This is a genomic window from Gordonia westfalica (genome assembly GCF_900105725.1).
In the GTDB taxonomy this organism is placed as follows: domain Bacteria; phylum Actinomycetota; class Actinomycetes; order Mycobacteriales; family Mycobacteriaceae; genus Gordonia; species Gordonia westfalica.
In genome coordinates this window covers 4228989-4241932 of record NZ_FNLM01000034.1, presented here as the reverse complement: position 1 = coordinate 4241932, position 12944 = coordinate 4228989, and the positions used below count along the sequence as shown (strand labels likewise).

10 protein-coding genes and 1 pseudogene are annotated in these 12944 nt (G+C 67.7%); 6 read left to right on the top strand and 5 right to left on the bottom strand.

Annotation, left to right across the window (positions count from 1 at the left end; all coding sequences use genetic code 11):
- Nucleotides 1-10: 10 nt before the first annotated feature.
- The 4 genes from BLU62_RS24905 to BLU62_RS24895 all read right to left on the bottom strand — a co-directional run bounded on the left by BLU62_RS24905 (nt 11) and on the right by BLU62_RS24895 (nt 2949).
- Entirely contained in the window at nt 11-1069 is a 1059-nt protein-coding gene (locus BLU62_RS24905; RefSeq protein ID WP_074852521.1) for a hypothetical protein, read from the bottom strand.
- Between the two features lie 70 nt (nt 1070-1139).
- Entirely contained in the window at nt 1140-1343 is a 204-nt protein-coding gene (locus tag BLU62_RS24900) for a hypothetical protein (RefSeq protein WP_074852520.1), read from the bottom strand.
- 138 nt (nt 1344-1481) lie between these two features.
- Entirely contained in the window at nt 1482-1790 is a 309-nt protein-coding gene (locus tag BLU62_RS32975) for a hypothetical protein (protein WP_159441582.1), read from the bottom strand.
- A 115-nt stretch (nt 1791-1905) separates the two neighbouring features.
- Nucleotides 1906-2949 (bottom strand): NAD(P)-dependent alcohol dehydrogenase, encoded by a 1044-nt coding sequence (locus tag BLU62_RS24895; RefSeq protein WP_074852519.1) that lies wholly within the window; start codon nt 2947-2949, stop codon nt 1906-1908.
- Between the two features lie 160 nt (nt 2950-3109).
- Here BLU62_RS24895 and BLU62_RS24890 point away from each other — a divergent pair, with 160 nt between their 5' ends.
- On the top strand, nt 3110-4486 hold the full coding sequence (locus tag BLU62_RS24890) for an ABC1 kinase family protein (RefSeq protein WP_074852518.1): 1377 nt from the start codon (nt 3110-3112) through the stop codon (nt 4484-4486).
- A gap of 103 nt (nt 4487-4589) precedes the next feature.
- Nucleotides 4590-5945: a cell envelope lipid trafficking protein PgfA gene (gene pgfA, locus BLU62_RS24885; protein ID WP_074852517.1), complete on the top strand. Its 1356-nt coding sequence runs from the start codon at nt 4590-4592 to the stop codon at nt 5943-5945.
- A 411-nt stretch (nt 5946-6356) separates the two neighbouring features.
- Here the strand turns inward: pgfA and BLU62_RS24880 are convergent.
- A pseudogene (locus BLU62_RS24880) lies at nt 6357-7318 on the bottom strand (alpha/beta hydrolase).
- Between the two features lie 412 nt (nt 7319-7730).
- Here BLU62_RS24880 and BLU62_RS24875 point away from each other — a divergent pair.
- The 4 genes from BLU62_RS24875 (at nt 7731) to BLU62_RS24860 (ending at nt 12934) form a co-directional block, all read left to right on the top strand.
- Nucleotides 7731-9209: an amidase gene (locus BLU62_RS24875; protein ID WP_074852516.1), complete on the top strand. Its 1479-nt coding sequence runs from the start codon at nt 7731-7733 to the stop codon at nt 9207-9209.
- Between the two features lie 77 nt (nt 9210-9286).
- Nucleotides 9287-10948 (top strand): FAD-binding dehydrogenase, encoded by a 1662-nt coding sequence (locus BLU62_RS24870; RefSeq protein ID WP_074852515.1) that lies wholly within the window; start codon nt 9287-9289, stop codon nt 10946-10948.
- A gap of 114 nt (nt 10949-11062) precedes the next feature.
- A complete protein-coding gene (locus BLU62_RS24865) occupies nt 11063-12067 on the top strand; it encodes a Dyp-type peroxidase (protein WP_074852514.1) in 1005 nt (334 codons plus the stop codon).
- A gap of 66 nt (nt 12068-12133) precedes the next feature.
- The gene (locus BLU62_RS24860; protein WP_074852513.1) at nt 12134-12934 is read left to right on the top strand and encodes a family 1 encapsulin nanocompartment shell protein; all 801 of its coding nucleotides are present in this window, start codon (nt 12134-12136) and stop codon (nt 12932-12934) included.
- The last annotated feature ends 10 nt before the right edge of the window (nt 12935-12944 follow it).

Genomic DNA, 12944 nt, shown 5'->3' with positions numbered 1-12944 from the left:
GCCGACCAGGTCAGCGCGATTCGCTCATCTCTCCACGCGTCGCGGATTCGGATGCGCGGCGCCGCAGTCGTTCTCGGTACCCGTAGGTAGCCCTGAGCACGTCGTCGTGACTGTCGGCGCTCGACCCGAGGGCGCCGGCGAAGATCCCCATCGACGTCGCCAGCCACGCAAGCTGGAGGTAATTGTTCAGACCGGCCTGAAAACCCAGCTGGGAGGACAGGAAGGTCTCGTCGATGACGGTCATCGCGGCGATCAGCGTCGCGATGAACAAACCCGCGTAGAGGACCACCGCGCTGAAGGCGACCGTGCAGACCGTGGCCGTGTTGTAGAGGCGGGCACGCTGCCTGGGTGTGTCGGCGGTGCGTTGCCAGAGGCGGTTGTTCACGATCAGCCAGAGCGAGGCCAAGATCATCGACAGGATCGAGATGGCGGCCAGCCGCCACGGGCTCAGCGCATTCGCCATCGACCAGATGGTGGAGAAGAAGATGCCGAACGACGCCGCCGCGGCGGCGGCCGCGGTCATGCCGGTCAGCGTCGGGATCAGGCGCCACGGGCGATTTCCCCGGACCATCCCGGCCGTCAATCGTATTCGCCCGAAATTGCTTGTCGCCAGCACGTATTCGGTGTCGCCGTCACGCACGACGAGCAGGCCGCGAGTTCTCTCGAACGGCTCGGTCGAGGAATCGTTCAGCGCAGACACCACCGTCGCGATGAAGTTGCCCAGCCGTCGTCGAGGTGAGGGCCCGAGCGCCGGGAGCGAGATGACCGCAGCCCCGCGTTCGCGGTCGAGTTCGGCGATGACGACCCGCTCCCGGGAGCTCCGGTCCCGCCCCGCCCCGACGGGAAGGGAGTAGAGGCGGGGCATCTCCGTCACGAACACCACCGCCTCGTCCGGGACGCGGTCGGTGCCCCACACGGTTTCCAGGTCACCGCGCGGGGTCATCTGGAGCGTGGTGTCCCTGCTGACGGTGACTCCCAGGTAGTCCATGCCGAACTGCTCGGCGATCTTGCGAATCCGCTGCTCGCCGTTCAGGATCAGCGTCTCGGGCAAGCCGTGCTCGGCCACCATGCGCAGACTCGGGATGCTCCTGCCCTCCTGATGTTCGAAGGTCCTCAGCCGGTGGGTGGGTCGGTTGGTGTCAGTCCGGGGGTTCGGGTTCGCCGGCCGCCGGCGACTCGAGATCTTCCTCGTCTCCGGTCGTCGCCGGCTCGGACCCCGTCTCCTGGCCGTCCGGCTCGTCGACGTGCTTGCCTTCGAGTTCGTCGACCTTGCGGCGCGCGTCGTCGGGGGTCTGGTCCGGTGTTCCGGTCTCGGCCGGCTCCATCGGCAGTTCTTCGGACATAAAGGTGCGCTCACCATCCAATCTGCTCGGTTCTTCCGGATACGTCCGGTTTCCCGGGATCCGCGGCTCCCAAACACCGCCGAGCGCACGCGCGCCGACCCCTGGGAAGTGTGGGCCGGTCGCGACACCCCGCAGACGTCAGGACTTTCGCACGAACAACCCGATCGGACGAAACGCTTCCCGACCCTCGGGATCGGCGCCCTTGTCGGCGTCGGCCTTCTGGTGATCGCGATGCTGGCGATCATCATCGGGCTCATCGCGATGGTGTTCTGACCGCCGTTCGTGTCCCGGACGGTCGACGGTGATCGTCGAGAGCCCCGCGTCCGATTGAATCCCGTTGCTGGAGCCCAGCATCGACACGGAGTCCACCGTGTCATCCGGGGTCGGCGCGACGTGTCGCGGCGCATCGGTGCTGTGCTCGACCGGCGCGAGTTGCGTGCTGTTCATGCGCGGCCGCCTCCTCACGGTTGTCCGGGCACGTCGATTCGATACGGATGCCCAGCCGGGCGTCCCTCAAACATCTCGACCCGGCCGCCCGAAGGCGAACCGGGCCGACGGTCGATCAGAGCGTGGCGGTATCGATGACGAACCGGTAGCGCACGTCCGAGGCCACCACGCGGTCGTAGGCCTCGTTGATCTGGTCTGCGGAGATGAGCTCGATCTCGGCACCGATGCCGTGCTCGGCGCAGAAGTCGAGCATCTCCTGGGTCTGGGCGATCCCACCGATCATGGATCCGGAGAAGCTGCGGCGCTTGCCGATCAGGGCGCCGGCCGGCACCTCGATCGGGTGTTCGGGCAGACCGAGTTCGACGAGCGTGCCGTCGAGCGCGAGCATGTTCAGGTACTTGCCGATGTCGAGATTGGCCGACACCGTGTTGAGGATGAGGTCGAATCGGCCACGCAGATCGCGGAAGGTCTGCGGATCGCTTGTCGCGTAGTAGTGGTCGGCGCCGAGCCGCAGACCGTCCTCCATCTTCTTCAGCGACTGCGACAGCACCGTCACCTCCGCGCCGAGCGCATGCGCGATCTTCACCCCCACATGCCCGAGACCACCGAGGCCGATGATGGCGACCTTCTTGCCGGGACCCGCATCCCAATGCCGCAGTGGCGAATACAGCGTGATCCCGGCGCACTGAAGAGGAGCCGCCACGTCGAGCGCGATTCCCTCCGGGATGCGGCAGACGTAGTTCTCGTCGACGACGATGGACGAGCTGTAACCGCCGTGCGTGGGCTCACCGTCGCGGCCGATCGAGTTGTACGTGCCGGTGTTGCCGCGCTCGCAGTACTGCTCCTCGCCGAGCCGGCACGGTTCGCACTCGCGGCACGAGTCGACGAAACAGCCCACGCCGACCCGGTCGCCGACCGCGTGGCGGGTGACGTTCTCGCCGACAGCGGCGACCGTGCCCGCGATCTCATGGCCCGGCACCACCGGGAACCTGGTGCCGTTCCACTCGTTGCGCGCGGTGTGGATGTCGGAGTGACAGATCCCCGAGTAGGCGATGTCGATCGCGACGTCGTCGGGGCCGAGGTCCCGCCGTTTGATGGTGGCCGGTTCGAGGGGGCGGTCGGCTGCCGGAGCGATGTACGCGTTGACCGTCGTGGGCATGACGAGAACTCCTAAGGACTTGGGTATCGGAGGTTGAACATCCTCGGACCGTGACCAGTCTGCCGACGCCCGGGCCTCACCGCCACAACGCCACGCGGCAATCCGACGCACCGCGTCGAGCCACTGGATCGGACATCGAAGATCGTTACAATGGCCGACGGTGACGATCAACAGCTCGGTCGACGACGGCCGGCGCTCGCAGTTGCAACCGGTGTCGCCCATCGCCGAGATCACGCGATTCGGAGCGACCACTGCCCACGCGGCTGCGGGCATCGGACGATTCGTCCTACACACGGCAGGCGACGCGATTCGCGGTCGCGCGCCCAGCTCTGCGCGCGTCGCGCACGAGCTACGGTCCACGTTCGAGCATCTGGGCCCGACCTACGTGAAGCTCGGACAACTCATCGCCTCGAGTCCAGGGGTGTTCTCCGACGCGCTGTCCGCGGAGTTCGAGACACTTCTCGACCGCGTCAAACCTGCCGATCCCGAATCGATGCGCGCCCAGTTCGTCGCCGAACTCGGCCGCCCGCCCGAAGAGGTCTTCGCGGCCTTCGATCCGGTGCCGATCGCCTCGGCGTCGATCGCCCAGGTCCACACCGCGACCCTGCGCACCGGCGAGGAGGTCGTCGTCAAGATCCAGCGACCCGGGATCGCCGACCGTCTCGCCCCTGATGTCGCGATCCTCGAACGTCTCGCGGGTCTCGCCGAGATCTCCGAGTACGGCCGAATGCTCAGCGCACGCCACGTCGTCGAGGATTTCGCTGCCGGTCTGGACGCCGAACTGGACTTCCGCATCGAGGCCGACACCATGCGCGAGTGGTACGAGTGCCTCCAACCCGGCCCCTTCGGCGACCGCGTCCGCGTCCCACGCGTGTACGACGAGTTCACGACCCCGCGGGTCCTGACCATGGAGCGCATCCACGCGGTCCGGATCGACGACGCCGCCGCCGTTCGGGCGGCCGGTCACGACGGCGTCGCGCTGTGCCGCAACCTGCTGCTGTCACTGCTGGATTCGGCGTTCCACGGCGGCCTGTTCCACGGCGATCTCCACGCCGGCAACGTCCTCGTCGACGACACCGGGAAGATCGTGCTGCTCGATTTCGGCATCGTCGGCCGGTTCACCCCGCGCACACGCCGGATCCTTCGGCAGCTCGTCGTCGACCTGGTGGTCCGGGCGGACTACGAATCCGCAGGTCGCGCGATCTTCCTGCTGGGTGCGGTCCACAAGCCGGGTTCGACCACCCAGGGCGCCGAGGACATCAAGAAGGTCACGACCCCGCTGTCGACCACCGATCTCGGCTCGATGTCGTATACCGACCTGGGCCGACAGCTCGCCGCCGTGGCGAAGGCTCACGACGCCCGACTCCCCCGCGAGCTGGTTCTCGTTGGCAAACAGCTGCTGTACGTTGAGAAATACATGAAACTCCTGGCGCCGCGGTGGAAAGCCATGTCGGACAAGGAGATCTACGGCTACATGGCAGGCATATTCAAGGAGGCCGAACGTGATCGGCGAGCCGATCGCGATCGGCGGAACTGACATCTGTGCCCAATAACGGCATGTCGGGCCTACTGACGCGTACGGATCGCGATCCGCCCGCTAGGGTGATACCGATTACGCTGCTGATTCACAGGAGTCACACATGAGACGTTTCGTGCCGGCACTGCTGGCCTTCTTCGGTGCTGCGTTCGTCGCGGTCGCCATCGCCATCCCGCTTTACCTGGTCCCGCTGCTGAAGGTGGTGCCCCTCGATCTCGACATCACCTCGGATGCGACGACCGTCGCCGCCGACGGGTCCACCGGCGACCGCTTCCCGGCGGTGATCTTCGACCGTTGCTCGGTATCGGAGGATCGCGCCCGCACTCTCGAGGCGCATCTGACCCAGCAGCGCCGCTCGGTGATCGTCGAGCCGTCTGACAGCCGTCAGGCCACGCTGCAGTCCGCACAGACCGTCCTCATCGACCGTCTGCGGGACGCCGAAGGCCAGGAGACCGAGCCCAGCGTCGCGGCCGCCGGGGAGACCCGCACGTGTGAGGACGGCTTGCTCACCGCGTCCATCGACCGTGTGTCGGTGAACCGGAAGACGTCGGTCCCCAACGGTGCGGTGAGCTCGCTGCAGCTCGAGGCCGTGCCGCCGGGCGGCAACGTGAACGACGTGTCGGTCGCTCTGGACAACCGCAAGGGCTTCCAGTACAAGTTCGGCTTCGACGTCCAGAAGAGGGACTACCTCTACTACGACCTCAACACCCGCCAGGACTGCACCGCGAAGTTCCAGGACGAGGTGGAGATCAAGGGCGTGAAGACGTTGCACTTCGCGTGTGACGTCCCGGAGAAGGATCTCTCGACCCTGCCGAACGCACAGGGCGAGGCCGCCCTCGGCACCATGCTGACGATGCCCGCCAGGTGGTGGGGCATCAGCGGTCCCGGCGTCCGACCGAACGATCCGATCACGATGCACCGCCACGCCTCGGCGACCCGCAACGTGTATGTCGAGCCCATCACCGGCACCATCGTCGACGGACTCGAGGAGCAGCACCAGTACTTCAAGTCGCCCGACCAGAGCGAGGCCACCCCTGAGGTGGTGCGCGAGTTCCGCATGGATGCGCTGAAGGGCACCTTCAAGTGGGCCGACGGAATCGTCACGAAGCAGGCCGACACGGCCAGCGGCTACGTCACGCAGCTGAAGGTCCTGGGCATGTGGCTGCCGATCATCCTCGGCGTGCTCGGCGCGATCATGCTCGTCGTCGCCGGTCTCATGTTCTTCCGTGGACGTCGTGACGACGATGCGGTGACGGCCGGCCCGGCGCCGACCTCGCCCGCCGCGGACGAGCGGACCACCTCGCTGAACAAGCGGGATGCCCCGCAGGCCGGTGGCTCCTCGGCAGCCGGCAACCCGTGGGAGCGGCCCACCGAGCAGATCCCGAAGGTCGACGGCGGCGCACCGCCGGCCGACGACTCGGCGACGCGCAGCTTCCGCAAGCAGCCGCCGCCCGAGTAGGGCCCAACTGCTCCAGCGACCACCGCGGGCGCATCCGGTACTCACCGGATGCGCCCGCGGTGTTTTGGTGCACCTATCGCTCCCTGATCCGAAAGAACGCAATGCAAGGGGCTCCGCTGCCCGGTGCGACACCGTCGCCCACCCAACCACCGGTCGACGTCAACCCGACCCGCAGACTTCGATCGACGTCTGCCGGTCAAGTCGAGGTTCGGCAGTCGGGCTCCGGACGCTCCTGAAGGGAGCGAAGATTGCCCCGCAGCGCCCCTCCCGCCGGTCGAGTAGGGCCGAGCCGCAAGGTGAGGCCCGTATCGAGGCCGGCGACCCGACGCCCACACACAACAAGGGCCGGTGACCCGAAGGTCACCGGCCCTTGCCGTTGTCTCTATGGAGTTGCGAGACCGTTCACTCGGCTCAGAAGAACGCCGGGCGGAAGGTCTTGGCCCACGACTCCTTGAAGGTTCCCTGCCAGTAGTCCCACCAGTGCGCACCGTCCGGGTGATCCGGGTGGTGAGCTTGACGCCCGGGACGAGGGCCAGGCGGCCGACGTAGAGCTGGCTGCTGGTCGACGCGGCGACCTCGAGCGGGATCATCTGAGCGAACTTGACCGGGTCGAAGTTGCTGCTGGACGGATTGACCGAGGAGTCGTACTTGCTGCCCACGCCGCTGCCGGACGAGACGTAGACGTTCTTACCCGCCAGGTTGCCCGCGCTCAGGAACGGGTCGTTCTGGAACCAGGTACCCGCGGGGTAGAAGCCCCACATGTTGAACGGGTTGCCGCCCATCTCGGCGACCGAGGCCATGATGCCCTGGGTGAAGCCGGGCATCGTCACCGTCGGGTAGCCGCTGTAGGACGCGACGGCCTTGTAGAAGCCGGGATGGCGCGAGGCCAGGTTCAGGGCCGAGGTGCCCGACATGGAGAGGCCGGCGATGCCGTTGCGACGGTTGTCGCTGCCATGGCGAGCGGCCATGTAACCCGGCAGCTCACGGGTCAGGAAGGTCTCCCACTTCTGGACGCCCAGCGCGGGGTCGGCCGACTGCCAGTCGGTGTAGAAGCTGCCGCCGCCGCCGAACGGGATCGCGACGTTGGTGCCCTTGCCCGCCATCCAGCGGGCGACGTTGGTGTTGATCAGCCAGCCGCTGTTGTTGTTCGGGGCGCGGAGTCCGTCGAGGAGGTACAGCGTCGGCTTCGGTCCGCCGCCGCCGGCCGAGACGATGCACACGGGCACGGTCCGGTTCATGGCGTTCGAGCGGACGTATTCGACGTTGCAGCCGTTGGCTGCGGACGCCGGCGGAGCTGCGACCAGCGTGGCACCTGACACGGCCACGAGAGCCACGAGTCCGGCGACGAGGCGCTTACGGGCGCGAGTCAGCATTCGTCAGTTTTCCTTTGGATCTCCAGGGCCGAACCGGCCGCTGTCTGGATCTTGCCTACCGGGTACTGCGGGAGTCGTTCGTAGGGGGATTGTATTGATCCCCGCCGTGAGCGGTACCCGTCGCCGTGAAGTGTAACGGCACGATAACGTCGCGGCAAAGGCTGGAACCCGCATCGTGATCCCGATCGGCTGTGCCACGCGTCACACCCACCCCATCGTGAACAGCCCATATGACCCATACGCGGCACCAATGTCTGGTTTTGCCCTCTGAACGAACGAAATTGCCGCGACCGCACCGTTATTCGTTTGGGTGGTTAACGGTGATACGGAGATCGTCACGCACCCGAGCTCGACCGCATCGATCAACACGCCTCGGCCGGGCGCCGCACTCACTAGGGTCGGGGCCGTGGACATGGGTCAATACCTCGGCGCCGACGCGACCGCCCTCGCCGAGCTCGTCGCCTCTGGTGAGGTCACGGCAGCCGAACTCCTCGACCTCGCACGCTCCCGCGCCGCCGCGGTGAATCCCGACCTGAACGCGATCGTCATCCCGATGGATGCCGACGCCGACAGCCGGGTCCGCGCGGAGCTGACCGGACCGTTCGCAGGCGTCCCGTTCCTGATCAAGGACCTCGCGCAGGACTTCCGCGGCTATCCGACGACGCGCGGCTCCCGGTCACTCGCCCGGCATGTGGCCACCGAGCACGCGACGGTCGTGCAGCGCTTCCTCGACGCGGGGCTGGTCATCTTCGGCAAGACCAACACCCCGGAGTTCGGCGCCAAGGCGGTCACCGAGTCCACACTCTGGGGTCCGGCACGCAACCCGTGGAACCTCGACGTCACCCCGGGCGGCTCGTCCGGCGGCAGCGCCGCCGCCGTGGCCGCCGGTGTCGTGCCCGCGGCCGGCGCCAACGACGGCGGCGGGTCCATCCGCATCCCCGCGGCGTGCAACGGGCTCGTCGGGCTGAAGGCCTCGCGCGGCCTGATGCCCTTCGGCCCGGCGAACGGCGAGCCGCTCTTCGGGATGGGAGTCGAGGGCGTCGTGACCCGCACGGTGCGCGACGCGGCCGCCCTCTACGACGCGATCATCGGTCCCACCGCGTCGTCGACCTACCCCGCTCCCCTCCACACCGAGGCCTTCACGACGCGCATCGCCACTCCCCCGCGGCTGCTGCGGATCGGATTCACCACCCGTTCGGCCATCAACCCGGCGCCCCACCCCGAGGCGGTCGCAGCCGTCGAGCACGCCGCGAAGGTGCTCACCGAACTCGGCCATCACGTCGAAGAGGTGGACCCGCCGCACGACGACGCGGAGCTGGCGCGCGACTTCCTCGAGATCTGGTTCGCGAAGGCGGCCGCCCAGGTCGACGAGGCCCGTCGGTTGTCCGGGGCCGGCGACGCCGACTTCGAGGCCGACACACTCGCCCTCGCCGAGATCGGCCGCGCCGCCGGGGTCGTGCCGCTCTTCCGAGCGCTCGATCACGTCAACGACCACGTCCGCGCGCTCGAACGCTTCCACGGGACCCACGACCTGCTGCTGACCCCGACCCTCGCCGTGCCGCCACCGCCCGTCGGGTCGATGACGACCCCGCCTCTTCTGCAGCGGGCCGCGCGTCTCGCGGCCCGGGCGCGTGTCGGCCGGGTGATGTCGCGGGTGGGGATCGTCGACCAGCTCATCGAGGAGAACCTCGGCTGGGTTCCCTACACGCAGCTGGCGAACCTGACCGGCCGGCCGGCCATCAGTGTGCCGCTGCACTGGACCGACACCGGACTGCCGCTCGGGGTCCAGTTCGTGGGCAGGCTGGGCGCCGACGGCGATCTCCTCGCCCTCGCCGCATCCCTCGAGGACGCCGCGCCGTGGTTCCACCGGTACGCCGACATCTCGGTGTGACGCAGCGCTAATGTCTTCTCGAGATCACGTGTCCGGGTGAGGACACGCGGCACATCGACGCGGGGTGAGGAGTTGTCGTGACGAAGCAGGTGGCCGACGCGGTGGTCGTCGGTGCGGGTCTGGCGGGTCTGGTCGCGACATATGAGCTCACCAAGGCCGGTCGACGCGTGGTGGTCGTCGACCAGGAGAACCGCAACAACCTTGGCGGACAGGCATTCTGGTCGCTGGGCGGGCTCTTCATGGTCGACACCCCGGAGCAGCGCCGGCTCGGCATCTCCGACTCCGCGGACCTCGCGCTGCAGGACTGGATGGGGTCGGCGGGATTCGACCGCGACGACGAGGACTACTGGCCGCGTCAGTGGGCCCGGGCGTACGTCGACTTCGCGGCCACCGAGAAGCGGCAGTATCTGCACGACCTCGGGCTGCGCATCACCCCGATCGTCGGCTGGGCCGAACGCGGCGGCGGTTTCGCCGACGGTCACGGCAATTCCGTACCCCGCTTCCATCTCACCTGGGGCACCGGGCCCGAGGTGGTGCGGATCTTCGCCGAACCCGTCCTCGAAGCCGAGAAACGCGGACTGGTCGAGTTCCGGTTCCGCCATCGCGTCGACGAACTCGTCGTCGACGACGGTGTCGCAGTCGGCGTGCGGGGAGCCACCCTCGCGCCGACCGACCTCGAACGCGGCAAGGCGTCGGACCGCGATGTGGTGGGCGAGTTCGAGATTCGTGCGGGAGCGGTCATCGTGACCTCCGGCGGCATCGGCCACAACCACGATCTGATCCGCAAGAACTGGCCGGTCGATCGTCTGGGACCGGCACCGAAGACGATGATCTCCGGGGTTCCGGCACATGTCGACGGACGCATGCTGGGGATCAGCGAGGACGCGGGCGCGAGCATCGTGAACCGTGACCGCATGTGGCACTACACCGAGGGCATCCACAACTGGGACCCGATCTGGCCCGACCACGCCATCCGGATCATCCCCGGCCCGTCGTCGTTGTGGCTCGACGCCAACGGCAATCGGCTCGCGCCGCCGAACTTCCCGGGCTTCGACACGAACTCGACGATGAAAGCGATCCTCGCCGCCGGTCACGACTATTCGTGGTTCATCCTCACCCAATCCATCGTCGAGAAGGAGTTCATGCTGTCGGGCTCCGAGCAGAACCCCGACATCACCTCCAAGGATCTCAAGCTGGCCGCAAAGAGCCGCCTCGCCAAGGGCGCGGCCGCTCCGGTGGATGCGTTCGTACGCAACGGCATCGACTTCGTGGTCGCCGACAACCTGCCCGAACTCGTCAGCGGGATGAACGCGATCGCGCGCGGCCCCGAGCTCGACCTCGCGCACATCGAGCGCGTCATCTCCGCCCGCGACGCCGAGGTGGAGAACAAGTTCTCCAAGGACGCCCAGCTGATGGCGATCAACAACGCCCGACAGTTCATCGGCGACAAGATCGTTCGCGTGGCCAAGCCGCATCGCATCCTCGACCCCGCTCACGGACCCCTGATCGCGGTGCGGCTCAACGTCCTCACGCGCAAGACCCTCGGCGGCCTCGAGACCAACCTCGACTCGCAGGTGCTGCGACCCGACGGCAGCGCGTTCGACGGCCTGTTCGCGGCCGGCGAGGTCGCGGGCTTCGGCGGCGGCGGGGTACACGGCTACAACGCCCTCGAGGGCACCTTCCTGGGCGGGTGCATCTTCTCCGGTCGCGCGGCCGGTAGGGCCGTCGCGCGCGGCTGATCCCACACTCCGGCGCGGTGTCCGAACCCGGTTCCGAAAAGGGTTGCCTGCCCTACATTTTCGCATCCCCGTCGGTGATCGAATTTCGGACATGCGTCGGCTAGGGTATTGGGCGTGCCGGTCCCGCAGACGATCCTGACCCGAAAGACCAAGTCGGCGATCTTTCTCGTCCTCACCATCAGCGACGGTGGCGAGGACACGGTTCGTGATGTGCTGGAGGAGATCCCGGGCCTCAACAACGCGGTGTCCTCGCGTGCCCCCGAGGCCGCGCTGGCGGGCATCGTCTCGATCGGTTCGGATGCCTGGGACCGACTCTTCGACGGGCCCCGCCCACTGTCGCTGCGCCCGTTCGTCCCGTATGAGGGCGAGGTCCACACCGCGCCGGCCACCCCGGCCGATCTGCTGGTGCACATCAAGTCCGACCAGATGGACCTGTGCTTCGAGCTCGGCCGTCTGATCACCGACGCCCTCGGCGAGGCGGTGACCGTCGTCGACGAGGTGCACGGCTTCCGCTACTTCGACCTGCGCGATCTCATCGGCTTCGTCGACGGCACCGAGAACCCGATCGGACAGGCCGCGGTCGACGCGATCACCGTCGGCGACGAGGACCCCGACTTCGCCGGCGGCAGCTACGTCGCGATCCAGCGCTACGTCCACGACCTGTCATCGTGGAACGACCTGAGCACGAGCGACCAGGAAGCCGCGATCGGGCGGACCAAGCTCGACAACGTCGAGATGTCCGACGACGTGAAGCCCGTCAACTCGCACATCGCGCTCAACAAGGTCGAGGACGAGAACGGCGAGGAGATCGACGTCGTCCGCGACAACATGCCCTACGGAGACGTCTCCGGGGCCGGCGAGAACGGCACTTTCTACATCGCCTACTCCGCCGGACCCGACGTCACCGAGGAGATGCTGCGCAAGATGTTCATCGGCGATCCGCCGGGGACCTACGACCGCCTCCTCGACTTCACCACCGCCGTCACCGGTGCGCAGTTCTTCACCCCGACCCTCGACTTCCTCGAGGATCTGCCGCCCGCACCCCAGACATCCGAACCCACCACCCAGGTCCCGTCCGGCCGCGCCGACGGTTCCCTGGGAATCGGTTCCCTGCACTAGTCCCAGCCCGACACCGACCCACGCCGACAGACCCACCGCCCGTCACCACCGCACCAGGAGGCCACCATGAACAACCTGCACCGCGAGCTCGCTCCCATCTCCGAGGCCGCGTGGGCGGAGATCGAGGAGGAGGCGACCCGGTCGTTCAAGCGGAACGTCGCCGGTCGCCGGCTCGTCGACGTGAAGGGTCCTATGGGTGCCGACACGGCCGCGGTGACGCTGGGCCATCGCAGCAAGATCGACTCGCCGGCCGACGGCATCCAGGCCTTCATCCGGCGCACCCAGTCCCTCGTCGAGTTGAAGGTGCCGTTCACCGTCTCCCGTGAGGCCATCGACGATGTGGACCGCGGCGCGCAGGACTCCGACTGGGATCCGGTCGTCGAGGCCGCGCGCCAGCTCGCGCTCGCCGAGGACCGGGCGATCTTCGAGGGCTATGCCGCCGCATCGATCAGCGGTATCCGCACCGAGGCCACGGCGACCCCGATCCAGCTGCCCGAGGACGTCCGCGACTACCCGGAGGCCGTCAGTCAGGCACTGACCACCCTGCGGCTCGCCTCGGTCGACGGGCCGTACTCGGTCGCCATGTCGGCCGAGGTGTACACCCAGGTCAACGAGACATCGAACCACGGCTACCCCATCCGCCAGCACATCCAGCGGCTCCTCGACGGGGACATCGTCTGGGCGCCGGCCATCCGCGGCGCATTCGTCATGAGCACCCGTGGCGGCGACTTCGAGCTGACGATCGGACAGGACGTGTCGATCGGCTACGACTCCCACGACGCCGACGTGGTGAACCTCTACTTCCAGGAGTCGTTCACCTACCTCACTCATACCGGGGAGGCGGCCGTCGCGCTGTTCGGCGGCTGAGCGACGAGAC